Origin of the sequence: Pseudovibrio axinellae, assembly GCF_900110875.1 — a bacterium.
Classification (GTDB): Bacteria; Pseudomonadota; Alphaproteobacteria; order Rhizobiales; family Stappiaceae; genus Pseudovibrio; species Pseudovibrio axinellae.
Genome location: NZ_FOFM01000004.1, coordinates 39,343 through 66,276, shown reverse-complemented (window position 1 = coordinate 66,276; position 26,934 = coordinate 39,343). Strand labels below are relative to the sequence as shown.

General features: G+C 50.6%; 30 protein-coding genes and 1 tRNA gene. 19 read left to right on the top strand and 12 right to left on the bottom strand.

Annotation, left to right across the window (positions count from 1 at the left end; translation table 11 throughout):
* Window positions 1-51: 51 nt before the first annotated feature.
* A complete protein-coding gene (locus BMZ51_RS10620; protein ID WP_068011190.1) occupies window positions 52-732 on the bottom strand; it encodes a GNAT family N-acetyltransferase in 681 nt (226 codons plus the stop codon).
* Window positions 733-943: 211 nt separating this feature from the next.
* Here BMZ51_RS10620 and BMZ51_RS24295 point away from each other — a divergent pair, with 211 nt between their 5' ends.
* From BMZ51_RS24295 to BMZ51_RS10580, 9 genes are all read left to right on the top strand, one after another.
* Window positions 944-1,204 carry a hypothetical protein gene (locus BMZ51_RS24295; protein WP_208979426.1) on the top strand — a complete coding sequence of 87 codons (261 nt, stop codon included), beginning with the start codon at window positions 944-946 and terminating at the stop codon, window positions 1,202-1,204.
* Window positions 1,188-1,415, top strand: coding sequence for a hypothetical protein (locus tag BMZ51_RS24290; RefSeq protein ID WP_208979425.1), 228 nt, complete (start codon window positions 1,188-1,190; stop codon window positions 1,413-1,415). Before BMZ51_RS24295 ends, BMZ51_RS24290 begins: the two co-directional genes overlap by 17 nt.
* A 59-nt stretch (window positions 1,416-1,474) precedes the next feature.
* Window positions 1,475-1,756 carry a hypothetical protein gene (locus BMZ51_RS10610; RefSeq protein ID WP_068011191.1) on the top strand — a complete coding sequence of 94 codons (282 nt, stop codon included), beginning with the start codon at window positions 1,475-1,477 and terminating at the stop codon, window positions 1,754-1,756.
* A gap of 51 nt (window positions 1,757-1,807) precedes the next feature.
* Window positions 1,808-2,029 (top strand): hypothetical protein, encoded by a 222-nt coding sequence (locus BMZ51_RS10605; protein ID WP_068011192.1) that lies wholly within the window; start codon window positions 1,808-1,810, stop codon window positions 2,027-2,029.
* Window positions 2,030-2,038: 9 nt separating this feature from the next.
* The gene (locus tag BMZ51_RS10600; protein ID WP_068011197.1) at window positions 2,039-2,473 is read left to right on the top strand and encodes a hypothetical protein; all 435 of its coding nucleotides are present in this window, start codon (window positions 2,039-2,041) and stop codon (window positions 2,471-2,473) included.
* Window positions 2,470-2,712 carry a hypothetical protein gene (locus BMZ51_RS10595; protein WP_068011200.1) on the top strand — a complete coding sequence of 81 codons (243 nt, stop codon included), beginning with the start codon at window positions 2,470-2,472 and terminating at the stop codon, window positions 2,710-2,712. The genes BMZ51_RS10600 and BMZ51_RS10595 overlap by 4 nt, the downstream gene beginning before the upstream one ends.
* 255 nt (window positions 2,713-2,967) lie before the next feature.
* Entirely contained in the window at window positions 2,968-4,320 is a 1,353-nt protein-coding gene (locus BMZ51_RS10590; RefSeq protein WP_074882061.1) for a DNA cytosine methyltransferase, read from the top strand.
* A gap of 44 nt (window positions 4,321-4,364) precedes the next feature.
* Window positions 4,365-4,793 (top strand): hypothetical protein, encoded by a 429-nt coding sequence (locus tag BMZ51_RS10585; protein WP_208979424.1) that lies wholly within the window; start codon window positions 4,365-4,367, stop codon window positions 4,791-4,793.
* 107 nt (window positions 4,794-4,900) lie between these two features.
* Window positions 4,901-5,131: a hypothetical protein gene (locus BMZ51_RS10580; RefSeq protein WP_068011210.1), complete on the top strand. Its 231-nt coding sequence runs from the start codon at window positions 4,901-4,903 to the stop codon at window positions 5,129-5,131.
* On the opposite strand, the gene BMZ51_RS10575 is transcribed toward BMZ51_RS10580, so the two are convergent.
* A complete protein-coding gene (locus tag BMZ51_RS10575) occupies window positions 5,125-6,423 on the bottom strand; it encodes a DUF6538 domain-containing protein (protein WP_068011212.1) in 1,299 nt (432 codons plus the stop codon). The genes BMZ51_RS10580 and BMZ51_RS10575 overlap by 7 nt on opposite strands.
* Before the next feature lie 145 nt (window positions 6,424-6,568).
* A tRNA-Ser gene (locus tag BMZ51_RS10570) sits at window positions 6,569-6,658 on the bottom strand.
* A gap of 209 nt (window positions 6,659-6,867) precedes the next feature.
* On the opposite strand from BMZ51_RS10570, the gene BMZ51_RS10565 reads away from it, so the two are divergent.
* Genes BMZ51_RS10565 through BMZ51_RS10550 form a run of 4 tightly spaced genes read left to right on the top strand, consistent with a single transcriptional unit; the run spans window position 6,868 to window position 10,559 of the window.
* Window positions 6,868-7,575 (top strand): CerR family C-terminal domain-containing protein, encoded by a 708-nt coding sequence (locus BMZ51_RS10565; protein WP_068011296.1) that lies wholly within the window; start codon window positions 6,868-6,870, stop codon window positions 7,573-7,575.
* Window positions 7,568-8,518, top strand: a complete 951-nt coding sequence (locus tag BMZ51_RS10560; RefSeq protein WP_068011214.1) for an HlyD family secretion protein — start codon at window positions 7,568-7,570, stop codon at window positions 8,516-8,518. Before BMZ51_RS10565 ends, BMZ51_RS10560 begins: the two co-directional genes overlap by 8 nt.
* On the top strand, window positions 8,515-9,432 hold the full coding sequence (locus BMZ51_RS10555) for an ABC transporter ATP-binding protein (protein ID WP_068011216.1): 918 nt from the start codon (window positions 8,515-8,517) through the stop codon (window positions 9,430-9,432). The genes BMZ51_RS10560 and BMZ51_RS10555 overlap by 4 nt, the downstream gene beginning before the upstream one ends.
* A complete protein-coding gene (locus tag BMZ51_RS10550; RefSeq protein WP_068011218.1) occupies window positions 9,429-10,559 on the top strand; it encodes an ABC transporter permease in 1,131 nt (376 codons plus the stop codon). The genes BMZ51_RS10555 and BMZ51_RS10550 overlap by 4 nt, the downstream gene beginning before the upstream one ends.
* A gap of 3 nt (window positions 10,560-10,562) precedes the next feature.
* Here the strand turns inward: BMZ51_RS10550 and BMZ51_RS10545 are convergent, their stop codons facing one another.
* On the bottom strand, window positions 10,563-11,954 hold the full coding sequence (locus BMZ51_RS10545) for an aspartate aminotransferase family protein (protein WP_068011221.1): 1,392 nt from the start codon (window positions 11,952-11,954) through the stop codon (window positions 10,563-10,565).
* 219 nt (window positions 11,955-12,173) lie between these two features.
* A complete protein-coding gene (locus BMZ51_RS10540; protein ID WP_068011223.1) occupies window positions 12,174-12,860 on the bottom strand; it encodes a GntR family transcriptional regulator in 687 nt (228 codons plus the stop codon).
* Window positions 12,861-13,036: 176 nt separating this feature from the next.
* On the opposite strand from BMZ51_RS10540, the gene BMZ51_RS10535 reads away from it, so the two are divergent.
* The 6 genes from BMZ51_RS10535 (at window position 13,037) to BMZ51_RS10510 (ending at window position 19,598) form a co-directional block, all read left to right on the top strand.
* Window positions 13,037-14,143: a polyamine ABC transporter substrate-binding protein gene (locus tag BMZ51_RS10535; RefSeq protein WP_068011225.1), complete on the top strand. Its 1,107-nt coding sequence runs from the start codon at window positions 13,037-13,039 to the stop codon at window positions 14,141-14,143.
* A 93-nt stretch (window positions 14,144-14,236) separates the two neighbouring features.
* On the top strand, window positions 14,237-15,385 hold the full coding sequence (locus BMZ51_RS10530) for an ABC transporter ATP-binding protein (RefSeq protein ID WP_068011228.1): 1,149 nt from the start codon (window positions 14,237-14,239) through the stop codon (window positions 15,383-15,385).
* Window positions 15,386-15,394: 9 nt separating this feature from the next.
* Window positions 15,395-16,351 carry an ABC transporter permease subunit gene (locus BMZ51_RS10525; RefSeq protein WP_082825770.1) on the top strand — a complete coding sequence of 319 codons (957 nt, stop codon included), beginning with the start codon at window positions 15,395-15,397 and terminating at the stop codon, window positions 16,349-16,351.
* On the top strand, window positions 16,348-17,166 hold the full coding sequence (locus tag BMZ51_RS10520; RefSeq protein WP_068011230.1) for an ABC transporter permease: 819 nt from the start codon (window positions 16,348-16,350) through the stop codon (window positions 17,164-17,166). Before BMZ51_RS10525 ends, BMZ51_RS10520 begins: the two co-directional genes overlap by 4 nt.
* 14 nt (window positions 17,167-17,180) lie before the next feature.
* Window positions 17,181-18,164, top strand: a complete 984-nt coding sequence (gene speB, locus BMZ51_RS10515; RefSeq protein ID WP_068011298.1) for an agmatinase — start codon at window positions 17,181-17,183, stop codon at window positions 18,162-18,164.
* Between the two features lie 36 nt (window positions 18,165-18,200).
* Entirely contained in the window at window positions 18,201-19,598 is a 1,398-nt protein-coding gene (locus BMZ51_RS10510) for a glutamine synthetase family protein (RefSeq protein ID WP_068011233.1), read from the top strand.
* Between the two features lie 86 nt (window positions 19,599-19,684).
* On the opposite strand, the gene BMZ51_RS10505 is transcribed toward BMZ51_RS10510, so the two are convergent.
* The 7 genes from BMZ51_RS10505 to BMZ51_RS10475 form a co-directional block, all read right to left on the bottom strand.
* Window positions 19,685-20,821, bottom strand: a complete 1,137-nt coding sequence (locus BMZ51_RS10505; protein WP_068011234.1) for an acyl-CoA dehydrogenase family protein — start codon at window positions 20,819-20,821, stop codon at window positions 19,685-19,687.
* A gap of 9 nt (window positions 20,822-20,830) precedes the next feature.
* Entirely contained in the window at window positions 20,831-22,027 is a 1,197-nt protein-coding gene (locus tag BMZ51_RS10500; protein WP_068011236.1) for an acyl-CoA dehydrogenase family protein, read from the bottom strand.
* 210 nt (window positions 22,028-22,237) lie between these two features.
* Window positions 22,238-23,089 (bottom strand): IclR family transcriptional regulator, encoded by an 852-nt coding sequence (locus BMZ51_RS10495; protein ID WP_244271435.1) that lies wholly within the window; start codon window positions 23,087-23,089, stop codon window positions 22,238-22,240.
* 87 nt (window positions 23,090-23,176) lie between these two features.
* Entirely contained in the window at window positions 23,177-23,872 is a 696-nt protein-coding gene (locus BMZ51_RS10490; RefSeq protein WP_068011300.1) for an ABC transporter ATP-binding protein, read from the bottom strand.
* Between the two features lie 20 nt (window positions 23,873-23,892).
* Window positions 23,893-24,660, bottom strand: a complete 768-nt coding sequence (locus tag BMZ51_RS10485) for an ABC transporter ATP-binding protein (RefSeq protein WP_068011238.1) — start codon at window positions 24,658-24,660, stop codon at window positions 23,893-23,895.
* Window positions 24,657-25,937: a branched-chain amino acid ABC transporter permease gene (locus BMZ51_RS10480; protein ID WP_068011239.1), complete on the bottom strand. Its 1,281-nt coding sequence runs from the start codon at window positions 25,935-25,937 to the stop codon at window positions 24,657-24,659. The genes BMZ51_RS10485 and BMZ51_RS10480 overlap by 4 nt, the downstream gene beginning before the upstream one ends.
* Window positions 25,934-26,866, bottom strand: coding sequence for a branched-chain amino acid ABC transporter permease (locus BMZ51_RS10475; protein WP_068011241.1), 933 nt, complete (start codon window positions 26,864-26,866; stop codon window positions 25,934-25,936). Before BMZ51_RS10475 ends, BMZ51_RS10480 begins: the two co-directional genes overlap by 4 nt.
* Between the last annotated feature and the right edge of the window lie 68 nt (window positions 26,867-26,934).

Below are 26,934 nucleotides of genomic sequence, written 5' to 3'. Positions count from 1 at the left end.
TTCACGAGCGGGTATTTCGCAGCTTATAGTTTTCACGAAAGAATTACCTGATCAAGCATCTCGCACTATATCCTTAATCAACTGATTAAGAGCGTATGAAGGGTTTGCACAAAACGCCAACCCCTTTGGAAAGTCTCTAGATGGCACCTCAAAGCGAATGCCATCCGGCTGCCCCACTAACCACCCCCAACGCGCTCCATTTCCATTCAAGAAATCAGCAGGGCGCATCCAGCAATAAATCCAATCTAGCCGCCATAGATCAAAGGCCAAAATCTGCGCGAACTCCATCAATCTGCGCGCGTGACCTCGCTTCCTAAGGTCTGGCCTTATCCAAAGATCGCCCAGGTACCCAACCTGCCCCGATATACGCTTCGCGATCTCAGGCTGAGAATCCGTCAACTGTACGGGATTGCCATCAACATCCACATATCGCAATCGCCAATAGGTGGCCAAGAAGTCCGACAACGCCAACCCTTGCAGCGGCTCTAGCCTAACTGCAGCAAACCCGCATAAATACTCCTCACCACCTAACCTCAACCCCAACCAAGCAACATTCTCCTTGCCCTGCGCGTTGAGAGAATATGCAAAATGCGGTGTAAGGCCACCCTTAGCCTCGGGCAAAGCTTTTGCAGCTTCGGCAAACGAATCCCCTTGAACAATCTCAAAGCCATCTTTCTCAAACTCAGATATCAGTTTTGCAACTGCCTGATAGAGCATTAAACGCGCCACCATGTTGGTACCTCCAGAGACCCAAAGAGTAAATTGAAGCAGATATCCACATAAAACCTAACGAAATTACTCCTTAAATTTAACTATCAACATAGTTTGAATGGCGTCTCAGATTAAATTTTCAGACGTTATGCATAAAAACTATGCTTTATGCATTGACAAACACGCGCACTCAACGCATATTTTTTACACTTAAAGTGTGGATTTGAATATCATGACCGACTTTGAAGCAATTAAGCTTCTTCGTGAACATCGAAGAAAAATGTCTCGATTTCCTGCAGGCTCATTAGTCCGTTTTCGGGCGAGCCCGCCTGATGACTTAGGCCAAAGCAATATTGGCATTGTGCAACGAGATGCAGCCCTTAGTGCTGTGATCGTTCTCTACATCGATAGCGACAACCAACCTCAGCAAGCAGTAGCAGCAGTTTCAGATTTATATATCGCAGAGGGTGAACGACATGACATCTCAGATTGATGACAAAAAAGCGCGAGACACGCGCGACGATCTACAGCCGGGAATCGACAACTTGACCAGCCAGATCAAAAGCGCAGCGGTGTCTGACACAGATAAAGCAACTCTCGCTTTGCGTGCAGGGAAAGCAATCGTCTCAAACGTTGCAGAAGAGATCTTGGTGAACCACTTCTCCGAGACACTCTCAAAGGAAGACGAAGACACCACCGCCTAGAACTTAATAGAGAGAGAGGGTGTTGCTCTGTCTCTCTATCTCCAGAAGGGAGTACTTCAATGCATAACGCTAAAGTCATTCAATTCCCTGCGACCGAACAGCGCCCAGCTCAAACAACTGCCAAAACCGTGAAGGAGGTGGGTGAACATGCCCTTGCCCGCACAGGTGAGGCGCACAACGACATTTGCATCTTTCGCTCTGATTTGCGCTTGGCCTTGAATGAACAACCCAATGATCGCCGCACAGTCAACGCCCGCATCAATGCTCTGCGTGAAACATTCAAGGAAGCAGACTTGGCACTCACCAAGCTCCTGCAGCAACTTCGCACAGAGCCAGACTAACCCTCCTGCCCGTCAGTATTTCCCTTAGCGCCAAGCAAGAGGAACAGACCCGTGAATAACATTGACAATGACGTATTTGATGATGATTGCAACGTACCTCTGTTCCTCGTTTCAGAGGCACTAAAACTCTCAGTATTGGCGATCATATCCGCCACACTGCTGTATCTCATGCCCGCTCTGGACCGGCAGATGATTGAGGCAAAGCGCTCTGGAATCCCAGCAGATTTCATCACCGCTCAAATCACCGCTTTCGATCAGACAGCCAGCCACTGAGAGAGACCCATGTATTCAACTGACCAGACCATTTTAAAACGCGCACTTGCAGGCATGAGTTTTAGCAGGATCGCGGCAATCTACGGTGTAACAGAAACCTACATAGCAGCGCTGTACTCAGCTGCAAAAGGACTACCCAGCGCCTTCCCCGATCCAGATCGCGAAAGGCGGCAACAGGCAAAATGCGCGGTCTTTTTTGAGATGCCACCTGAGGCTCAAGATATTGTCCTTGAAGCCAAGCTCAACAACAACACCTCACTGGATGCGATCTTTCAGGGCAACAACAACACACACGCAGCCGCAACAGCTCGCATGCAGGTCTTTCATACACTCAACACGCGCCTCAACTGGTCAGTACCCACCATCTCAATCCACACCCAGTTCTCAGAAAAATGCATCCGCGACGGCATCAAAACATACCACAAACAGAGGGCGCAGGCATGACCAACCTACCTCTCATAATCACAGTAAACACAATGCGCATGTGGCAGGTGTTCTGGTTCGGTTTGCCACCGGTTTGCTACGGCCCAACCCTACAGCCGCAACCCGCCTCAAAGAAGTGCGCAGGTACCGGACGCGATGACTACCTCTATCTCGCATTAAGCAAATGCGGTCGATGCAACGGCACCGGCACAAATGAATTCAAAGAAGCTGGCGACAGCTCCACAACCCCGGTGAGGTGAAAATGTATAGGATACGCGCAGGAAACATTCAGGTGTGTAATGATTATTTTTGCCGCACCGAGCGCCGATATTTGGCTGAGCGTAGAACAAGTTTCTTTCGTCTATTTTCGTTCTGGAGTCCTGTTACTGATGCACTTTGGCGAAGAGATGAAGGGGAGGCACGGCGAGACGCCCAGCATGACGCTGATTTGCGAAAGCCAATCGCCACGCCTGAAATTTTCGAAGTCGAGTAAAGGCCAACTTGTAGGAGGCGGCATGAGATTTCTTTCAGTGTGCTCAGGCATCGAGGCTGCTTCAGTGGCGTGGAAGCCCTTAGGATGGGAACCAATAGCATTCTCCGAGATCGAGCCTTTCCCGTGTGCGGTGTTGAAGCACCATTACCCAGACGTGCCTAACTTGGGCGACATGACAAAATTTGAGGAGTGGCCTGACCTTGGACCAGTTGACCTTGTTTGCGGAGGTACCCCGTGCCAAGCCTTTTCAGTTGCGGGATTACGTAAGGGGCTTGCTGACCCACGGGGAAACCTCACTCTCTCCTTCCTTGCAATCGTTAATAGATACCGGCCTAGATGGGTCGTTTGGGAGAACGTCCCCGGTGTCCTGTCATCCTGGTCAGGAGATGCGCCGCCGGGTGATCTGGAAGAAGGGGAAGAATGGGAAGCTACAGAAACGAGTGATTTCGGATCATTCCTCGGTGCGCTGGGGCAACTCGGGTACGGGTGGAGTTACAGGGTTCTCGATGCCCAATACTGCCGAGTGGACGGCTACCCTCACGCCGTCCCACAACGTAGACGCCGTGTGTTCCTTGTCGGATATTTTGGAGACTGGCGATATCCCGCAGCGGTATTATCTGAGCCCCAAAGCCTGCTCGGGAATTCTCCGCCGCGCAGAGAAGCGGGGAAAGCAACTTCCAGAGGCATTGAGTTCGGCCCTCAAGGCGGTGGCTTTGCAGAAGTAAGCCCGACGTTAGACACGAGAGCAAAAGACGGGCCTATTCGTAATCAGCTCGCTGGTGCGGTGCTGGAATGCGCGGAAGTCGCGCCAACGCTGAACGCTCATTTTGGGACGAAGCAAGGACTTGAAAACCAGCACATAAATAGTGGGTGTGGCCTATTTGTCTCGCATACTCTCTTAGCCAAGCCAAATAGTTCACTTGCTGCAGATCTTGAGACTTACGTCGCCCACACTCTTCAAGGTGAGGGATTTGACGCGAGCGAAGACGGGACTGGCCGCCGAACACCGATAGTGCCGATCGCGTTTGATTGCAAAGGTACTGAGGTTCAATACATCGAGGACGGCTCGCATCCTACTTTGCGGTCAATGGGCCACAATAAATCTCACCAAAACGCAGGTGGTCATGCGGCTGTGTGCCAGCATCAAGCAGCGCGCCGGCTCACGCCGACAGAATGTGAGCGTCTGATGGGCTTCCCTGACAATTACACGAGAATTCCATACCGCAATAAACCCGCAGACATGTGCCCTGATGGCCCGCGATACAAATCTAACGGCAACTCATGGCCTGGCAACGTCGCTACATGGGTAGGCAAGCGTATCCAGCTGGTTGAAGAAGTGGCGCAGGAAATTGAACAAGCAAGGTTTGTTGCATGAACGGACAGAGCTCCAACTATCAGATCAAATCACAGGAGGTGAGAATGCCAATGAAGCCACATCTTCCTGATGCCAAATCATCCAAAGTTGCAGCAGAGCTTGAGCAGGTCTGGCAGCACTTAAGCTTAAGCTTGAGCAACCCAAGGTCCAATCTAGCTAAACCCAACACGCAGGAGACGGGAATGGTTCCTCATTTCCAAGTTTATCGACGGAACATAGGCCATTGGGACATCAACTCGAAAGACGGTCGCTTGTTTCGACTACGCGGCGGTCCCGGTGAATGGGAAATATTCGATGAGCGCAAGGGCAAAGATCACAAGCCCAAGGCGTTCAAAGATCAAAGTGTCGCTATGGCCTTCGTGTGCTCGGAACTAATGCACGAACTCATCTTGGCCGAAGGGCAAGAACCCAAAATGATTGAGGCTTGGAACGTCTCTCAGCAAGTGCCGAGCGGGTCTCAAGATGGAACTTAAACTGGCACTGGTCATCGCCCTTACATGGCACACGCTAGACCTACTTAAAGCCCTGCTTCTCCAGCTTTTCTGACAACCAGCTAGACGCAAGAAGGTAAAGTAATCAAATGAACGTTGCCCCACGCAGAAAATTAAGAGCGCAAAAGGCACCTTCAGCACCTCAAATTGAGGAGGTAACGCTGGAGAGCCTTCTCAATGCGCAAAAGAAAGTTGCCAGGATCATTGCAGCAGGCAACACCCAATACCTGCCCATCTTCCAGCGCCTGACCAAAGAAGTCGAAGAGTACAAGCAGAAAGAAGATGCCCTCCAACTGGCATTAAAGCTTGCTGCTCAGTAGAACGCAATTTTCTCTATCTGCTCACGCTTGAGCTGTAAGCTCCCCCCTTCCCCGTATTTTGGCCGTTCGTATGAATGCCCCATCAGCTCCACACGCAAGCGATGATCCACCCCAGCCTCCAACAAACTGTCTTCAAATGAGTGCCGCAGAGAGTAAGCCGTGTGCTGCTCAGTTTCCCGCAACCCATGCACATCCAGCTCTTTGTTGATGAGAGCCGACCATTGATCTGATTTCAGGTAGTATTTCTGCACCCCTCCAAGCGCCACCAGTCGCCGTGCAGCTTCCAGCGAAACACCCACAAGCGGGACTTCGCGTGCCGACCACTTGGTTTTCAGCTTCCTCATAAAGCTCTCTGCTCGATACTCTTCAATGCTGATATGTGGCACATTGTGAGTGATCTTGAAGTGCTCCAGCTTTGCGCCAATCACCTCAGAGGGTCTCAATCCGGTATTGATCAGGATCTTGAAGATTAATACAGCCTCTTCATTGGTCTCCCCGAATGCATCAGGAGCCAGCAGCTTCGTTTCAATCCAATCACGAGAAAACGGTGGGCGTTCATCTTGGATCCCGTCTTCTGCAAGCCGCAGCCGGACAAATGGATTCTCAAGTTTTTCTTGTTTCAGATCGCACCATGTCGAAAAAACTTTCGACAGGTGAGTAAAGTCCTTGTTGGCTGTCCCAGGCTTAATCCCCTCGTCCAAGATCCGGTCCATCCACCATTGCCGCAATCTTAACCCATCTTCGCGGCCGATCTCCCGCACATCCTTATCACCCACCACTGCAATGAAGTTGTTTATCGCTTTGTACTTTGGGTTTTTCCATTTCCTGATCTGGTCGTCACTCATCCCCACACGCAGGTCAGGTGTAAGTTCAAGATAATCCTCATACACCTTTGAGAGCTTTACGGCTGGCTTTTCAGTACCCAAAACGCCCGCAATCGCAGCCGAGTTTTGCCTAGGCACTTCAGTTTCCGGTATCACGTTCACACGCTTGACAAGATCATCAAGCGGAGACACCACCACATCGTCGATCGATAGGTAGGAGAACCCGTGCGCAGATGCAAAATTCAGTGCCGCTTTGTAATGCGCCTGAGCGCTCTCCTCTTTATTCGCAAGAAGAGCCTCCCAATAGGCAACCAGCCTCTCTTCAACCATGAGAGACTTCTTTTCAGCAACATCAGGACTTTTGGTTTTCAGGGAAATTTGGATACGAGTGCGAGGCTCAACCAAGGCATATCTTTTTGGGACACGCTTCACAAAATAGTAGATACCGCGACTTAATGAGAACCCCATTTCACACTCCACCAAACACAAATGTTATGTAGTTTGTTATGTAGAATGTTATGTAGGGAAGGGATTCAGTGTCAACACAAAAGAAAAAACACACAATAACACGTTGTTATTGTTATGTAATTCAGCTTGACGAATAAAGGGAAGATGGCGGACACGGAGGGATTCGAACCCTCGAGACCCTTCCGGGCCTACTCCCTTAGCAGGGGAGCGCCTTCGACCACTCGGCCACGTGTCCATGAGCGGGTAGATAGCACGAACCACCTGAAATTCAAGAGCAAGTTGCTACTGTAGCTGTGGAAATAGGAAATAGCCTGTGTAGAAACTACAAAACAGCCGTTCCTTCCCTAATTTTCCGCCGAAGTAGATTTGACGATACATTCTTTACAGGCAGAAAAAATGGATATAACATTAAATCAATCGATTGATTTAATTTATGGTGACGCAATGGCAAATTCCCCTAGCCCTGATGAACTGCGTAAAGTCCTGGCATCTGAAACACCCTCAGCCAAAACAAAACGCGATCTCATTATGTCTGCCCTCGAACACTTTGGAACCGAGGGCTTTGCAGCAACCTCGACCCGCGCAATTGCGCAGACGGCAAAGACCAACATTGCCTCTATTGCTTATCACTTCGAAGGCAAGGCAGGACTGAAGCGCGCCTGCATTAATTTTGTTGCAATGGCGATAGGCGACGTTCTCTCAGTTGTGCTGAACAGAAAACTCTCTGAAATTGAGCAACTATCACCCACACAGGCGCGCGAAAAAATAATTGAAATTACAGATAAGCTGATCACTTTCACCCAGACCAATAAGCGCGCAGAGCTGCTGATCGGCTTTATGTTAAAAGAGCTGCTTCACTCACCAGACGAAATCGACACGCTCTACCACCTGATATTTGAACCATTAATGGATCGCGTGTCCGTTCTTTTCAGCCGGGCCACTGGACAGCCCGTCACCTCTGATGAATTGAAACTCGCGATCTTCGCAATGATCGGTCAGCTGCTCTACCTCCGTCTCGCACGCCCACTGGTGCTTAAACGCATGAACTGGCAGTCCATCGGACCAGATGAACTGGTCCAGATCAAGACGACCCTGCACCGCTCAATCAATGCCCTTCTGGATGATTTATCGAAAGGCCCAAGTAATGCTTAATGTCTGCACGCTTCCAATCGTGGCAGGTTGGATCGCGTTTTGCTCGCCAGAGCCCAACCTGACAGCAGGTTATGTCGAAGGTGACTACCTGAAGCTTGCGCCGGTAGAGCTCTCCGAAATTGCTGATGTAAAAGTCGAGGAAGGGGAGTTGGTCAAGAAAGGCCAGCTCATTGCTGTGCTCGTTGAATCGGACGCAAACATGAAACTGGCGGAAGCTAAAGCGCAGCTTCAGCAAACACTCTCATCACTCAAAGACCTTAAGCTGGGCAAGCGCCCTGAGGAGATCGAGGTATTAAAAGCCACACTGCGCTCCGCACAAGCACAAGCCCAGCACTCTCAAAACGTTTATGATCGATACCAAGGTCTCTTAGGGCGCAATGTTATTTCTCAAGCCCAGTTCGATGAAGCCGAAACAGCCTTATTGGTTGCACAAGCGCGGACCACAGAGCTTCAAGCACAACTCAGCGTCGCCAAACTACCGGCTCGTGAAGACCAGATCGCCGCAGCCGAGAGCTTGTATGAAATGGCGAAAGCAAAGGTTGATCTGGCTGAATGGCTTTTAGAAAAACGAAAAATCTACGCACCAGAAAACGCCAAGATCACAGATATCTTCCTTCATAAAGGAGAGATGGCAGGCCCTTCTGCACCAGTCGCTAGTCTACTTCCCGACACCTCAGTCAAACTTCACTTCTTTGTACCTGAAGAGCAATACTCCCAACTCAAGTTGGGGGCCCAGTTCAATGCCAGATGCTCTGGATGCACAACTCTGCAAGCCTTGCAGATCACCCATATTGCAGAAGGGCCTGAATTTACACCACCAGTCATCTACTCACTAGAGGCACGGGAAAAGCTGGTCTACGAGGTGCAGGCCAAACCCGTTACCAAGCACTCCCCGCTTAGGCCCGGCCAAATCTTTGACGTTAATTTGGACAGCTTGCGATGAATGCGATCGACGTAAAGGGCCTAACAAAGCGTTTTGGAAAAAAACTCGTGGTCAACAATGTCTCGCTCAATGTCAAACCTGGTGAGATTGTGGGCTTCCTTGGCCCCAACGGCTCAGGAAAGACAACTTGCATCCGCATGATGTGTGGTTTGCTCAAGCCCGATCAGGGACACGGCCAGGTACTTGGTTATGACCTGCTCAAGGATCGCCTGCTGATCAAAAGCCAGGTTGGTTACATGACCCAAAAGTTCTCATTTTATGAGGACCTGACGATCGAAGAAAACCTTAGCTTTGTCGCTCGGCTTTATGACCTTAAATCAGTAAAAAAGCACACAACAGAAACCCTGGAAAAGCTTGGCTTGCTGTCGCGTCGTGACCAGTTGGCCGGAGAACTGTCTGGTGGCTGGAAGCAGCGCCTCGCTCTTGCGGCCTGCACCATGCACAAACCAAAGCTCTTGCTTTTGGATGAACCAACAGCCGGCGTAGACCCCAAAGCCCGCCGCGACTTTTGGGAGGAAATTCACCGTCTCGCAGCTGAGGGCATGACGGTCCTTGTCTCAACCCACTACATGGACGAGGCAGAACGCTGCCATAGGATCACTTACATCTCCTACGGCGTCAAACTGGCAGATGGTCCTCTGGGTGATGTTATTGCAGATGCAGGCCTTTATACATACACGCTCACCGGTACTAATCTGGAGCGGTTTATCCCCGAGCTGCAAGCTAACAAAGGGGTAAACCAGGTGGCTCCGTTTGGAAACTCCCTGCACGTAACAGGAACAAACCTACAGGCATTAAAGCGGGCACTTAAACCACTAGAACAACATGATGACATTCACATTGAGCGCGCTGAAACCAACCTGGAAGACGTCTTCATCAAGTTTATGAGTGACAGCACGGACAATATGCAATGAGTCATATATTTTCATTTCAGCGACTTTTGGCAATGCTCATCAAAGAGTTCATTCAGATGCGCCGCGACCGTGTCACCTTCGCGATGATGCTTGGAGTACCATTGGTCCAACTCGTGCTGTTTGGTTATGCGATCAACAATGATCCGCGTGGACTTCCCACCGCTTTGGTCACAATGGCAAACGGCCCATATGCACGTGCAGCTGTTACCGCATTGGAAAACTCAGAATACTTTAAATTCACCGAAAAAGACGCCTCCCCCTCACAAGCGCTGAGCATGCTCCGAAAAGGAAAAATCACATTTATCGTGACGATCCCAAGCGACTTTGCCAAACAAGCAGAGGCAGGGACTCCCAATATTCTCATCGAAGCAGATGCAACAGACCCCGCCGCCTCTGGCGCTGCAGTTGCCTCCGCTCCAGCAATTATCGAACAGGCGATCGCCAACGTCAAACAAAAGAACCCAAGCCTGAAGCAAGATCTTCTAACGCCAAGTACAATCATCCATCGAAAATACAACCCTGAAGGCGTTACCCAGTACAACATTGTTCCCGCCTTGTTGGGCGTGATCCTTCAGCTCACATTGGTGATGATGACCAGCATTGCGCTCACACGTGAGACAGAACGCGGAACCATGGAAAACCTGCTGTCAATGCCGGCATCCCCCTTCGAGATTATGTGCGGCAAGGTTATGCCATACATCGTCGTTGGAGCTGTTCAGGTCGTTGTTGTTTTGGTGGCAGGCAAAGTTTTGTTCAGCATTCCGTTTGAAGGCACACTGATGCTATTGATCGCCGCTACACTTGTCTTCGTCATCGCCCTTGTGCTGCTGGGATATTTTATTTCCACCGTGGCAACGACGCAAATGCAGGCATTGCAAATAGCCTTTTTCTTCTTCCTGCCATCCCTGCTGCTCTCAGGCTTTATGTTCCCATATGCAGGCATGCCTGAATGGGCCCAAAAGCTTGGCGAGGTCTTCCCTCTTACCCACTTCCTAAGGGTTGTGCGCGCTATCCTTTTAAAAGGAGCGGAGTGGCACGAGGTATCTGCCAGCGTTTACATGCTCTTCCTGTTCGTCGCTTTGCTTTCATTGCTCGCTCTGAAAAGGTTCAAACGCACACTGGACTGAAGCCTACTTGATCCCTTGAAGCGCAATATCCGCTGAAGTCAGGTCCAATGCCCGATGTACTTTCTCGATCAGCTCATCCACTTCTGAGTGAGAAATGACAAGCGGAGGCGAAATAACCATCGTATCTCCCACATGGCGCATCACCAGCCCCGTTGCAAAGCAATGATCACGGCAGATGGTGCCCACAGTGCCCCTTTCCGCTTCAAAGGGAGCGCGACGTTTTTTGTCGGGTGAAAGCTCCAACGCACCGATCAAACCACAAATGCGCGTTTCACCGACAAGCGGGTGCTCAGCCAGTGTCTGCCATCGTTCTGCAAGATACGGACCTGTATCAGTCGCAACTTTTGCAGGCAAACGTTCACTCTCAAGAATTTCCAGGTTAGCCAACGCCGCTGCACAAGCCGAAGGATGTGCAGAATACGTAAAGCCATGACAAAACTCACCACCATGTGTGATGAAACCCTGGGCAACATCTTCACTCATCACCACAGCACCAATCGGCAGATAACCAGAGGATAGGCCTTTTGCGATTGGCATCAGGTCAGGTTTGAAGCCAAATGTTTGCGAACCAAACCAGTGACCCGTGCGCCCAAAGCCACAAATGACTTCATCAGCAACCAGCAAGATATCGTGCTCGCGGCAAATCCGCTGAATTTCAGGCCAGTACGTTTCAGGCGGAATAATAACCCCACCTGCCCCTTGTATAGGCTCACCAATAAATGCCGCCACATTGTCCGCACCCAGTCGTTCAATTTCCTGTTCTAACTCGCGCGCCCGTGCCAACCCGAATTCTGCCGGGTCCATGTCCCCGCCTTCTGCATACCAGTAAGGCTGATTGATATGGGTGATATCTGGGATGGGCAATCCACCTTGGGCATGCATAGCACTCATGCCGCCAAGGCTCGCCCCCGCCATCGTTGAACCATGATAGGCATTATGTCGGGAAATTATGGTTTTCTTGGTCGGTTTACCTTTGCTGGCCCAGTAATGACGCACCATACGCACCACTGTATCATTCGCCTCAGAACCAGAACCTGCAAAGAACACATAATCAAGGTCTCCAGGTGCAAGCTTTGCAATCTTTTCTGCCAGGGCAATCGCCGGAGGGTGTGATGTCTGGAAAAATGTATTGTAGTAGGGCAGCTGCTGCATCTGGCGATGAACGGCTTCGATGATCTCTTTTCGGCCATACCCAACATTCACGCACCAAAGACCGGCCATTCCATCAAGAATTTTATTGCCTTCAGAGTCCCACAAATACACGCCTTCAGCTCGCGTAATAATCCGCGTGCCTTTTGCATTAAGGCTCTGGGTATCAGTAAAGGGATGCAGATGATGAGCGGCATCCTTTTTCTGCAACACATGTGTTGGCGGAAGATTGGCAATGTAGTCCATGGGGTCACTCCTTCCAGACGATGCAAGCCTTACAAACCCGGCAACCGCCTCCCAGCGATTCACAGGCGAACAAAAAACACCTTGATATTTTGTGATCACAAAATGAACATTGTCAATCTATTCGCCTAGAAACCAAAAAACAACAGCCTCCCGGACCTCATCTTTACCGCACAGCTAATGGCAGAAAATGCAGTATTTCCTTCATCTGATACGCCGCATTCAAACCTTATCTGGCAGACAAATGGTTTCCTGAATAAAACCCATCCCCTGCGAGATATCTGCCTCAAGCGCTGCTCTTAAAGCGCGTTGATCTCGAGATTTCAGGGCCTCAAGAGCCTGTTTATGCTGGTCTTCAAGATTCGCTGTACCTGAGCGACCATAAACAAGGCGCATAAACGGCCCGAACTGAACCCAAAGGTTCCTGACCAACTTGATAAGAACCTCTGATTTGCTTTGAGAGTATAGGTAAAAATGAAACTCATAGTTACCGCGCATATACCCTTCCACATCGCCAGTTTCTAACGATACGTCGATCCGCTCATCTATATCTTGCAGACTCTGAATATCATCATCACTCAGGTTTTTAAGAGCCATCAACGCCAGTTCAACCTCTAAAAGTCGGCGTGCAGACCAAATCTCATTAATGACTTTCTCGGAAAGATCAGGAATAAAAACGCGTCGATTTCCATGTAGTTCCAATGCATTTTCAGCAATAAGACGGCGAACAGCCTCACGCACTGGCATAGCACTCACGCCCAGATCATCAGCAAGTCCGCGTAAAGTAACAGCCTTGCCTGGCAAGAAGCCACCAAACAGGATCCGGTCCCGCAGTTGCTGGTAAACCTGTTCATGTACGGGAACAACCGCATCACTCGTAGAAGCACTGTGTAAAGTCGTTTTGGTCATGAAAGTACTATAAAAGCTCCTCGTCCCGCTGCATAGATAATTTGATCACAAACTATTGCCTATCCGTGTTTTCTGTGCTCATCTTTCAAAACGGGCACACTAATAAAAACAATGGAGATTGCCAGATCCAGACAGGCCAGCACCAATGCTGGGCAGCATTTGAGGGGGAAGATAAAATGATTTCGAGCTTCAAGTCTAAACTGACAGTAACACTGGTAAGCGCAGCCATGGCGGCACTTGCAACAAGCGTTGCACAGGCAGACGGGACCATCAATGTCTACAACTGGTCGGACTATATCGACGAAAGCGTCCTGAAAGATTTTGAAGCGGAAACCGGCATAAAGGTCAACTATGACGTCTTCGATTCAAACGAAGTTCTGGAAACCAAACTTCTGGCAGGAACCACAGGCTATGACATTGTCGTACCTACAGGCAGCTTCCTCTCTCGGCAAATTCAAGCTGGTGTCTTTCAAAAGCTGGACAAAGACGCACTCCCGAACCTTAAGAACATGTGGTCTGTCGTCTCACAAAGAACCTCCATATATGACCCTGGCAACGCCTATTCAATCAACTACCTTTGGGGCACCACCGGCATTGGCTACAACGTAGAGGCCGCCGCAAAGCGCCTTGACGGCAAACCAGTCGACAGTTGGGACATTATCTTCAATCCAGAAATTTTAGCCAAGTTTCAGGACTGCGGCATTCATATGCTGGACGCCCCAACCGAGTTATTCCCGGCAGCTTTGAACCATCTGGGACTTGATCCAGATAGCCACGACAAAGCAGATCTGGACAAAGCTGCTGAGCTTCTCAAAACAATCCGGCCCTACATACAAAAATTTCACAGCTCAGAATACATCAACGCACTTGCAAACGGAGACATCTGTCTTGCAATCGGTTGGTCGGGCGATGTGTTCCAGGCGCGCGACAGAGCAGCTGAGGCTGACAATGGCGTAACAATAAACTACATCATTCCAAAGGAAGGGGCCTTGATGTGGTTTGACCAGATGGCAATCCCAACGGATGCTGCAAATACCAAGGGCGCGCATTTATTCCTAGACTATGTCATGCGCCCTGATGTCATTGCAAAAGCCTCAAACTACGTGGTCTATGCCAACGGTAACAAAGCCTCACAAGCCTATCTGGATGCAGAGGTTCTGGAAGATGCAGCAGTGTACCCTGATGCAGACACGATGGAAAACTTATACGTTACAACGCCCTACCCTCTCAAAATCCAACGTGTTGTGACACGTGCCTGGACATCAGTGAAGTCTGGTCAATAACCAAAGCGGCACCTGCAGGCGACATCCGTTGCCTGCGCGCCGTCCTCTGTTTCTTCACAAGCACGACAAAACCGAGAGTGGAACACGACCACAATGGAAACTTTGGTAAGCACTCAACCAGTCAGCGACTTCGCCCCGTGGAACAACCCCGGCGAAGTTCCCCTTGTTCACTTTGATGGCGTGACCAAAAAGTTCGGTGATTTCACTGCAATAGAGAACCTGTCGCTTAACATTTACGAACGAGAGTTTTTCGCGCTTCTTGGGCCTTCAGGCTGCGGAAAAACCACGATGATGCGCATGTTGGCCGGCTTTGAGCACCCCACCAAAGGCAACATCTTGCTTGGCCAAGGCAACCTGCAAGAGGCACCACCGCACAAACGGCCAGTCAATATGATGTTTCAATCCTATGCACTCTTTCCGCATATGAACGTGGAGCAAAATATTGGCTTTGGGCTCAAACAAGACAAAACACCCAAGGCAGAAATCAAACGACGCGTTGAAGAAATGCTCTCTCTGGTTCAGTTGGAACCGTTTGCTAAACGCAAACCCCACCAACTCTCGGGCGGACAAAAGCAACGCGTCGCTCTTGCACGGTCACTTGCAAAAAAACCAAAGCTTCTGCTCTTGGACGAGCCACTTGGTGCGCTCGACCGAAAACTTCGCGAACAAACACAGTTTGAACTGATGAACATTCAGGAGCAACTTGGCCTGACCTTCGTGATCGTCACGCATGATCAGGAAGAGGCCATGACGGTCGCCAGCCGTATCGCGGTGATGGATCACGGTAAGATTGTTCAGGTCGCAACCCCTGCCGAAATCTATGAGTACCCCAACTCGCGTTATTCCGCAGATTTCCTCGGAGACGTTAATATCATTGAAGGTCGCACTGATATTTCCACGGGCGAAACAGCAAGCCTGTACTGGAGCGATGAGGAGGCACCTCTAACTGTTTCCACTTCACTCAGACTACCTGCGCAAACCACGGCCTGGCTTGCCGTTAGGCCAGAAAAACTGCGCATCTCAAAGGATAAGCCCCCAACCAGCGACAACTGCATACAAGGTAAGGTCTGGGACATTGGTTACACAGGCAACATATCGACCTATCACGTAAAGGTCTCCAACGGCTCCATTTTAAAGGCTCAAGTTTCCAACCAAGAACGCCTCGCAGACCGGCCAATCACATGGGAAGATACTGTCTTCGTTCATTGGGACAAAGGCGCTGGCGTCTTTCTGGAAACGTGAGGTGAGAACATGGCCTTGGCAGACATCACCACTCCCTCACAAGAGACAGAGCAAGCTTCGGTCCAAGGGTCTGGCTGGCGGCGGTCATTGTTGATCGCAGTGCCTTACATCTGGCTCTTGGTCTTCTTTCTTGCCCCCTTTGTGATTGTCCTGAAAATATCGCTTTCCGACGTGGTGCTGGCACGCCCACCCTACTTCCCGACCTTCGATATTTCTGAGGGTTGGCAGGGCTTTGTGGCGATGTTTCAGGCCTTTGACTTGGAGAACTATGTCTGGCTAACTGAAGATACGCTCTACCTGAAGTCTTATCTCAGCAGCCTCAAGATCGCATTTATATCAACCATGATAGCACTCGTTCTGGGCTATCCGATCGCCTACGCCCTGGCAAAAGCCCCCAAGGAATGGCGATCAACCTTACTCATGCTGGTCATTCTACCATTTTGGACAAGTTTCTTGATCCGCGTCTATGCGTGGATCGGCATTTTGAAGAAAGAAGGGGTCCTCAACTATGTGCTGCTTTGGAGCGGTATCATCGATGAACCCCTGACGATCCTGAACACTGATGCAGCAATCTATATTGGGATCGTCTACTCGTATCTGCCATTTATGATATTGCCTCTGTATGCCGTTTTAGAAAAGCTCGACTACTCCCTTCTTGAAGCAGCAACTGATCTGGGATGCTCGCCGTTCAAAGCCTTCTGGGTAATCACACTGCCACTCTCGGTTTCAGGCATATGGGCGGGGTGCTTCCTCGTTTTCATTCCAGCTGTTGGTGAGTTCGTTATTCCCGACATTTTGGGTGGTTCAAGCACAATTATGATCGGCAAGACACTGTGGGTAGAGTTCTTTTCAAATAGAGATTGGCCAGTTGCCTCCGCAGTCGCAATCCTGCTGCTGATCATGTTAATCATGCCCATCATCCTGTTTCAAAAACAACAGGAAAAACAGGCGGAGGCCAGTCAATGACCCGCTTTAACTGGTTCAACGCAACAACACTTACATTAGGCTTTGCGTTCCTATACCTGCCAATCATTTTGCTAATGATTTACTCGTTCAATGAGTCCCGGCTGGTCACCGTCTGGGCTGGCTTTTCAACCAAATGGTATCAGTCCGTTTTTTCCAATGAGAGCTTTATGAATGCGGCCTGGGTGACGTTACGTGTTGGCTTCATATCGGCCTCACTCGCCACCGTTCTTGGTACAATGGCAGCCCTTGTCCTGAACCGTGCAGGCTCGTTCAAAGGCAAAACGCTTTTCACCGGTATGATTTACGCCACAATGGTCATGCCCGAAGTAATCACGGGCCTATCCCTGCTGTTGCTCTTCGTCTCTCTCGACTTTACCAGAGGCTTTTGGACAGTCACCCTCGCCCATATAACTTTCTCCATGTGCTACGCGACAGTGGTAATCTCCGCAAGGCTTGTCACCTTTGAAAGAAGCATGGAAGAGGCTGCCCTTGATCTAGGCTGCACCCGCTTCTCAGCCTTTATGCAAATCACGCTGCCGATCATATTTCCGGCAATTCTGGCCGCCTGGCTTCTGGCTTTCACATTGTCTTTGGACGATCTGGTCATCGCCTCTTTCGCATCCGGCCCCGGCGCGACCACACTTCCCATGAAAATCTACTCTCAGGTACGTATTGGCGTTTCACCTGAAATCAATGCTCTTTCTTCCATTCTCATTGCAGTTGTTGCCTTTGGTGTGGTCACCGCATCACTGATTACAAAACAGGCCCATGCCAAACGCATGAAGGAAGAACAACAGGCTCACAGCTCAACATGATCGGGGAAGAAAACATGTCTGATGTCAAACAGCCCTCTTCATTGGATGAGTACTCATGCGGCGATCTGGCCTACACGCGCTCTACGCCATATGAAACCATAGCAGAATCCAGCTATGCCGGTGCGCTCAGCTTCATGCGCAGAACGTTCACCAAAAACCTGCAGGGTGTTGATGTGGCGGTCTGCGGCATTCCATTTGACACGTCTGTGAGCAACAGACCCGGCTGTCGTTTTGGACCAAGAGCAATAAGACAGGCCTCCTCGATTTTGGCCTGGGACCATGCATGGGGCTGGTCGTTTGATCCATTTGACCGCCTTGCAGTCATTGACTATGGCGACTTCATCTTCGACCCCGGGTACCCGATGAGTGTACCAGAGGAACTGGAACAACAAGCTTCCCTGATCCTTGATAAAGGAGCAACCACACTCATGCTGGGTGGTGACCATTTCTGCACCTACCCGATGCTCAAAGCACATGCCAAAAAACACGGCCCACTATCATTGATACAGTTTGATGCACACAGCGATACCTGGACAGATAACTCAACGCGCATTGATCACGGCACCATGTTCTATAGAGCTGTGAAAGATGGCTTAATCAACCCTGACACCTCGATACAACTTGGTATCAGAACCAACAACGCAAATACGCAAGGCCTCACTACAATTACAGCGGATTGGATACGCAACAACGGATCCAAAGCAACAATCGAACGCATATTGCAGGTGACCGGAAAAAGCGCCAGTTACATTAGTTTTGACATCGACTGCCTCGATCCTGCCTTTGCCCCGGGCACAGGCACCCCCGTTATTGGTGGCCTGAACACTGGACAAACACGCGAAATTCTGCGCGGACTTGCAGGAATAAACCTTAAAGGAATGGACGTTGTTGAAGTCTCACCACCCTATGACCACGCCGAAATCACGGCTTTGGCCGGCGCAACATTAGCCTTGGATCTGCTTTGTATTTATGCCAGTCAGTTCAAGCCAAAAACCTGATAACAAACCTAACCCAATCACAGTAGAAGAGTTCGTATGCCTACCCTGACAGCTGTACAGCCACAATTGGAACAGTTTCAAATTGAAGCCGACGCCTTCTTGAAGCAACACCCGGACCTTGAAAAGGTTGAGATCCTTTATGCAGGTTTTTGTGGTCCACTTCGGGGAAAGTGGCTTCCTGCCGAAATGCTGAGCAAGCTCTGCGAAGGCGCAGTTCGTCTTCCCCTTTCAACTGTGGCTCTGGATATTTGGGGCGTTGATGTGCCTGCGACGGGACTGGCTATTGAACGCGGTGACCCAGACGGCATCTGCATTCCCGTGCCCGGCACTTTAAAGATTGTTCCTTGGGCCAAAGTCCCAACCGCGCAAATACTTGTCACACTGTTTGAGATTGAAGAACAAAAGCCTACCCCACTTGACCCGAGGTATGTTCTTGAAACTGCGCAAAGGAAATTTCAGGATATAGGCCTGACGCCTGTTGTTGCCACTGAACTGGAATTTTATCTCACAGACATTGAACCCGGTCCAACCGGCCTTCCGCAGCCACCCTTCATTCCCGGGACCAATCAACGGCTGGAGGCCTCTCAGATCTATGATCTGGATGTCATGGCACAGTTCGAACCATTTCTCACACAGATCAACCGTGCCTGTCAGGTACAAGGTATCCCAGCCGATACCACCATAGCTGAGTTTGGACACGGGCAGTTTGAGATCAACCTCTTACACGTACCAGATGCTCTAAAAGCTGCTGACCACTGCCTCTTGTTCAAAAGGATCATCAGGCAAATCGCGCGCAAACACGCAATGGACGTCACCTTTATGCCAAAGCCCTACGGAAACGAAAGTGGCAGCGGTTTTCACGTGCATACAAGTGTGCTGGACGCGAAGGGCACAAACATCTTCAGCGCAACCTCGCAAGAGGCTAACCCCACCCTGCGCCACGCGGTCGGAGGGTTGCTAGATACACTGCTGGATATGCAAATTCTGTTTGCCCCTCACGCCAATTCATACCGTCGCCTCCAACCAGGCTCTTACGCACCAATCACGTGCTGCTGGGGCTATGATCACAGAGCAGCTGCTATTCGGGTTCCGGCAACACACGGAAAAGGCGCAAGGCTGGAGCACCGCGTTGCTGGGGCAGATGCCAACCCGTATCTGGTCGTCACAGCTCTTTTGGAAGGTATTTATCTGGGCCTGCAAAACAAGAGTGATCCCGGCTCACCAATCACGACAGACACTGATTTGAGTAGCTATGATCATCTGACCGGGAGTTGGGAAACTGCAATCAACAGGTGGCAGCACAGCAAAAGCGCACAGAACATGAGCAGCCAAGAGTTCCACCATATGTACACTGTCAGCCGCACAGCCGAACACGAAGTTTTTGCAAGGACAGTTACAGAGTTTGAATGCCAAACCTACGCGAAGAAAGTCTGATACAATAATGCATCAAGAGGGCTTCAGGTAAGGGAGCCCCAAATGATCGCCAGTGCGCATAAAACGCACCGGCGATACCAGCGCAGTTACATACTCTCAGCAGCAGCTTCCTGCTGCATCACTCCAACAAACCGCTCCAGATGATAGTCAACATCACCAAGCTGGTGATCAATCATCGTGAGGCGCTTTGCATAGTGGTTGAGAGAATACTCTTCAGTCATGCCGATTCCGCCATGCAATTGAATAGTTTCCTCGCAAACGAGTTGAGCCACGCGGCCAATCAGGTTCTTGGCAGCAAAAACGTGTTTGTCACGTAAGGACGTTTCTGCAGACAAATGTCCCGCCACATTGATAAGGGCCGAGCGGGCCTGTTCAATCTCAATAAGGACTGTCGACATGCGGTGCTGGAGCGCCTGAAATTTGCCAAGTGGACGACCAAACTGTGTCCGCACCCGCAAGTATTCAATAGTAAGGTCCTTGGCAGCTTCCATTGCTCCAAGGGCCTCAGCACAAAGTGCAACGACACCTGCAGCACGCGCTGCTTCCAAGGCAACTAAGGCGTCTTGCGACGTTCCAAGACATGCAGAAGCTGGAACGCTTACATTTACAAGCGCAATGTCACTTGCATGGTATCCATCCAGATTGGGGTAATTGTATCGCTCGACGCCAGCACAGTCAGTGTCGACTAAAAACAGCTGCACACCATCACCTGTACGCGCACTCACGATGATCTTATCTGCACTTGGAGCACCAATCACCACCGACTTGGTCCCGTTCAAACGGTAGCCCTCAGCAGTTTGTTCAGCGGTTGTTTCAACTGCATCCAGATCATATCGTGACTGAGGCTCTTCAAGTGCAGGCACGACCTTCAGCTTACCGGCAATGAGGTCTGTAATATGTGCCTTTTGCGCCTTTGACCCAAGCGTACTCAGCAGTTGCCCGCCCATAACACCAGATGCCATCAGCGGTTCAACGCAAGCAAACCGTCCCAGCTCTTCAAAGACAACTGCGATATCAAACCCGCTGCCTCCAAACCCATCATGCTCTTCGCCAAACAAAGCCCCAATGACGCCAAGCTCGGCCAGCTCACTCCAAACCTGTTCGTTAGAGCCTTGCGCACTGCTCACACAAGCTGATCGCTGGTCTGCCGTGTAGGTGTTGGTAAGATAGCGGCTGAGTGTGTCCTGAAGCATCCGCCGTTCTTCACTGTGTTTAAAGTTCATGGGATACTCCTAAAGACCGAGGATTGCTTTGCTGATGATGTTGCGCTGGACCTCATTGGATCCACCAAAGATGGAAAGCTTGCGATTGTTGAAGTAACTCGGGCTCACAGCCGCAGCATAATCTGGCCCAACGCCTTCAACATTCGCCCCGCTGTCCAGCGCCTCAGATACAAACGGCATTGCATAGCGTCCCACGGCCCGCCGTGTCAGGTCATTGATCGCCTGCCGGATCTCAGTGCCCTTAATCTTCAACATGGAGCTCTCAGCCCCCGGCGCCTGCCCTGCCGCAGCCTTTGTGACCATACGCAGGTTTGTCGTCGCCATCGCCATAAGATCAATTTCGATCTCTGCAATTCGTCCAGCAAAATACGGATTTTCCAGCAAAGGCTTTCCGCTGGACATCTGTTTGCAGCAAATCTCCTTCAGGTGCGCAAGCGCTGCCGTTGAAAAACCAACGCCTGCAATATTGGTGCGTTCATGAGTGAGCAGATACTTAGCGTAGGTCCACCCTTTATTCTCCTGCCCCACCAGGTTCTCAGCAGGCACGCGCACATCCTCAAAAAACACCTCGTTCACTTCCTGCCCGCCGTCAATCAACGTAATGGGCCGCACGGTGACACCTGGTGTCTTCATATCAATCAGCAAGAATGAGATACCCTCCTGAGCCCGGGCTTCAGGGTCGGTACGCACAAGACAGAAAATCCAGTCAGCATACTGGCCTAATGTCGTCCAGGTTTTCTGACCATTGACCACATAATGATCGCCATCGCGCACCGCTTTCATTTTCAGCGACGCAAGGTCAGAACCTGCCTGCGGCTCAGAATACCCCTGACACCACCAGTCGGTGCCGTCCAAAATACGAGGGAGAAAACGCTCCTGCTGCTCTTTACTACCGAATTTAAAGAGCACCGGTGCCAGCATAGAAAGCCCGAACGGCAACGTACGTGGCGCATTTGCCAAACAAAGTTCTTCTTCAAAAATGTAACGATAAATCGCATTCCAGCCGGTACCGCCATGCTCAACCGGCCAGTTGTTTGCAAGCCAGCCACGCTTATTGAGCGTTGCATGCCAATCTTCGATATCCGATTTAGAAAGACGTTTACCTAAACGTACCCTCTCCGCAATTACTGGAGAAAGATTATCCTTTAAAAACGCACGCACTTCATCACGAAACGCCAGCTCATCATCTGAGAAATTCAAGTCCACAGGCTACCCTCCCCGCTGCACTGGACAAACCTAAGGCTGGGTAGGACCAGCCCAACCACTGATCCTGCCCCTAACCTTAGGGTAGAGTAGCGTGCTCTCAGATTATTTCAATATGTAATATATAATTCTGACATGCGGAATTATTGCCACCACAAGGTGCACAACTAACTAGGAAAACCAGTCAACTTCTTCTAAGGACTAGGCAATATTTTAGCCGCGATTGACCAACACAGACGGCAAGCCAAGAGCGCGCTCCAACTCCTTCACCCTATCGCGAAGTTGCGGCCCGACCTCGTTTTGCATTCGCTCCCAACTCAACGTTTCGGGCGTTGCCCCACAGCTGATTGCGACGGGTTCGCCAAAGTCATGCGAGCGAAAACCTGTCGAAACAGCGTTGATATTCTCTGCGTAACGTTGTTCCTTGCCAACAATCACAAAGCCTTGAGAGAGCAACTGAGAGTATCCAGCTTTTCTGGCATGCTCCAGGTCTTCAACAATAATGTTTTCATCTCTCCCACGTACGCGCTCGCACACCTGGGAGAACTCATGATCATTCAGGCTAGCAAGATAAGCGTGACCGGAGGAAGAGTTGGTAACTGGAATACGGTGCCCCACTTCCAGCCAGATCGCTGGCGCTCCTTGCGGGCGCCATGTTTTTGTCAGCAACATCTTGTTTTCATCAAGCACCGCCAACAGGGCCAATGTTCCCGTTTCATCCGCTAGTAGTTGCATCATAGGGTTTGCAGCTTCCAGAAAAGAAACAGACGCACTTGCAATATTTCCAAGCGCTAGTGCCGCAGGACCAAAGCGATAGCGATCGTGCCGGCGTGCATGGCTCAAGTACCCCAACTGTTGCAAAGTGAAGGTCAACCGGGAAACTGTAGACTTCGGAATGCCGGTTCTCTGCGAAATCTCTTGGTTTCCAAGCCCGTCGTCAGAAGCGCGAAACGCCCGCAACACCTGTAATCCACGTGCCAGCGTTGTCGCAAATCGCCGATCTTTTTCTTCACTATCCGTCAAGTTTCCAGCCCCGTTACACCCATAGGCACCGCCTACGAACACTATAGGCAACCGCTTGCCTAACACAAATCACAGCGCTCACAGAATACCAGCAATGCCGCCGCCATCACTTCTCCAGTATAAATGTGCTCACACCTCCAACCATTCACGCCGAATATCGTCCCGTTTACGAAACTCCTCTGGCGAGCCGTGATAAACAATTTCCCCATGCCCCATCACATAAACGTGCTGCGCAATTTTAAGCGCAATTGAGAGTTTTTGCTCCACCAGTAAGATAGAAACACCAGCCTTCGCAATCTCTGTAATCAACTGACCAACCTGCGTTACGATCTTAGGCGCAAGCCCTTCTGTCGGCTCGTCGATGATAATGAGATCTGGGTCCCCCATCAAAGTGCGGCAGATGGTAAGCATTTGCTTCTCTCCACCTGAAAGCACACCAGCTGGCGTATCTGCGCGCGATTTAAGATTGGGAAACATGTCCAGCATATCATCAATGGTCCACTTAAGCGCTTTGCGCATATCCTTAATGCCAAGTAACAGGTTGTCCCGCACACTCATCATGGGAAACACATCTCTGTTCTCAGGCACATAGCCAAGACCTAACTGCGCAATAGCATGGCTGGGAAGCCCCGAGATATTCTTGCCCTTGAACCAGATATCCCCCTTTGGAGCGACCTCGCCCATAATTGCTTTTGCTGTTGTGGAACGTCCCACGCCGTTGCGCCCTAAAAGAGCTGTCACACTCCCTTTCGGCACATCCATATCGACTCCGCGAAGAACGTGGCTTTTGCCGTAATATGCATGAAGACCACGAATTTTGAGCATCTCACTAGCGGCAGTTTCACTCATGCTGTCACCTCTGCAAAGTCTGCCTCATCTCCCAGATACGCCTCACGCACACGCGCATCACCGCGTATCTCCTCAGGCGTCCCTGTAGCAATGATCTCTCCATAAACCAAAACCGAAATCCGGTCAGAAAGCCCAAACACAACCCCCATGTCATGCTCAACAATCAGCAAGGTTTTACCTTCACTGGCCATCTCAATCAGCTCAATTGCGCGGTTGGTTTCAGAATGGCTCATGCCAGCCGTTGGCTCGTCCAGCAAAATGACATCAGCGCCGCCAGCGATGGTAATTGCAATTTCCAATGTGCGCTGGTCAGCGTATGTCAGCAGCACCGCTGGCACATCCGCTTTGTCACTCAACCCAACCTTATCCAAGACTTCAGCCGTTTTGCGCTGCACCTCCTTCAAGTTTCCGATATTGCGCCAAAAACTGTGGCCATACCCAAGAGACCACAGCACCGCGCAACGGACATTTTCACGAACGGACATATTGGCGAATATATTCGACACCTGAAAACTACGAGATAATCCAAGCCGGTTTATTTCAAAGGGCTTAAGGCCACAGATTTGTCGACCACTTAAGAGTATCTGACCTGAGGTGGAGGGGAACAGGCCAGAAATGAGGTTAAACAAAGTGGACTTACCAGCTCCATTAGGGCCAATAATTGCATGACGCTCACCCCGCTTAACCTCAAGAGAGACCCCTTCGATGACATTGGCAGGCCCAAAGCTCTTGCACACATCCTTCAGTTGTAATGCAGCTGTCATTTGCTCTCCCCCTCTCCCACTTTGTGCAAGGCAGTCAAGAGACCAACACCAGCAGCTAGAAGAACGCCACCATACATCCAGGGTAAAACCTGCTCTGGTGAAAGGTGCAGTCCGAACGGTTCAAATACCTCGCCAAAACCATTGGATCTGCGTACCGCAAGCTCAATCAGCGTGACACCGCCAACAACGACCAGCAAACCGGCTGTGCAATAGGCGCCCCAACGCAATAGGCTTTTAACTGTCAGCGAATGCTGGATACCGCTAACAGCGCTAAGTAACAATCCTGCCAAACCTCTTGGCGCAAACATGATCATCCCAATAAACAGCAAGCCAAGATACAACAACCAGGCCTCCGAATAATCTGAGAAATTGGACTGCATGTAAGTCAACATTATCGCGCCCAGAATTGGTCCGGCAAAGTACCTTGCCCCACCAATGTAAGCCATGAGTAACACAAGCCCGGATGGAATGACGCTGAGGCTTTCCGGTGTAAAGATCTCGTAGTTAACAGCAGACATTCCCCCTGCAAGCCCCGCAAAACCTCCAGCTGCAATGAACACAAGGTAACGCACCTTATTGGGGTTATAGCCAACAAACTGGACCCGCTCGGGGTTATCTCTCACCGCCTGCGCAAGCTTACCAAGCGGCGTGCGTGTGAACGCATACATCAATGCCGTCCCAGCAAACGCCCAAAACGCGATAAACCAGTACACCTCACCAATAGGCCCCAACGAGAGGCCAAAGGCTTCAACACCGTTCATACGGTCACCAGTTATACCCTCTTCACCGCCGAACAGCCCAACAAACATCAGGCCAGCAGCTGCAATCAGCTCCGCAAGACCAAGCGAAATCATGGCAAAGGGAACACCAGCCCGCCGGCAAGAAGGCCAGCCAATAACAGCCCCAGCAGCGGCCCCACCAGCAAAGCCCACAAGCGGCAAAGCAAACACAGGAAAAGCCGCCCACACCCCACCGTCATAGCTGGCGGTTTCTATCCAGTTCATGGCGTGCATCGCCGCATAGCCGCCAAAACCAAAGTAGACAGCATGACCAAAAGACAACATGCCTGCCTGCCCCAGCAGCATGTTGTAGGAAAGCGCAAACACGATATTGATGCCAACCGCATTGAGCAAGGAAAGCGACGTACGCGATGGTTCAAGCAATGGAATGACCAGAAGCAGCAAAGCCATCAGCAACAGCGGCAAAACCCGTGTGGCAAATTTATATTGGGAACTCGGTGCCAGATCCGGCACCAGATCAACACTATAGTCGGTCAAAACTCACGCTCCCCCATCAAGCCACGAGGACGCAGCATCAACATCAAAACCAACAACATAAACGGAAGCATTGGGGCCAACGATGAAATCGTTATTCGCCCGAGATCTCCTTCGGGATTTAGGCCAGCAAATGAAAAGATCTCAGCGAAATTAGCATCAATCGAAATAGCGAAGGTTTGGAGAAAACCAATCAGCAAACTGGCAACAAAGGCTCCTGCCAAACTGCCCATGCCCCCAACGACCACGACTACAAAAACAATTGGCCCAATGGAAAACGCCATAGATGGTTCCGTGACCAGATAGTTTCCGCCAATTACGCCCGACAGCCCTGCAAGTGCACACCCTGCAGCAAACACAAGCATAAAAATACGCGGGACATTGTGCCCAAGATGGGAAACCATATGAGGGTGTGTCAGCGATGCCTGAATGATCAAGCCAATCCGCGTTCGCTTGAGTAAGTACCAAAGCCCTGCAAGCATGGTGATGGAGACCAACAGCATGAACATCCTGTAGGCAGGGTATTGCGCCCCATAAAGTTCAAAGAGTGAAAAGTTGAGCTCCGCAGGCACCTCATAGGCCACCGCAAACTTACCCCAAATGATTTTCACCAGTTCTTCGATAACGTAAGCAAGGCCGAACGTGAAAAGAAGCTCGCCCACATGCCCGCCTGCATGAATTCTGCGAAGCCCCCACCTTTCAACGCACGCCCCGACCGCACCAACGCAAATCGGCGCAAGAAACAACGCAAACCAAAATCCGGTGGATTGACCAAGCGTAAAAGCAAAATAGGCGCCGAGCATATAAAAGCTGGCATGGGCCATGTTCAAAACGCCCATCATACTGAAAATCAACGTCAAACCGCTGGACAGCATGAAAAGTAACAGGCCATAGATCAACCCGTTGAGCAGCGCAAATACAACCGTCTCCATAGACACACCTCAAGAGAGTAAGCTGGCCAAGGCAAAGATGCCTAAGCCATTAAAGGTCCCGTCGAGTT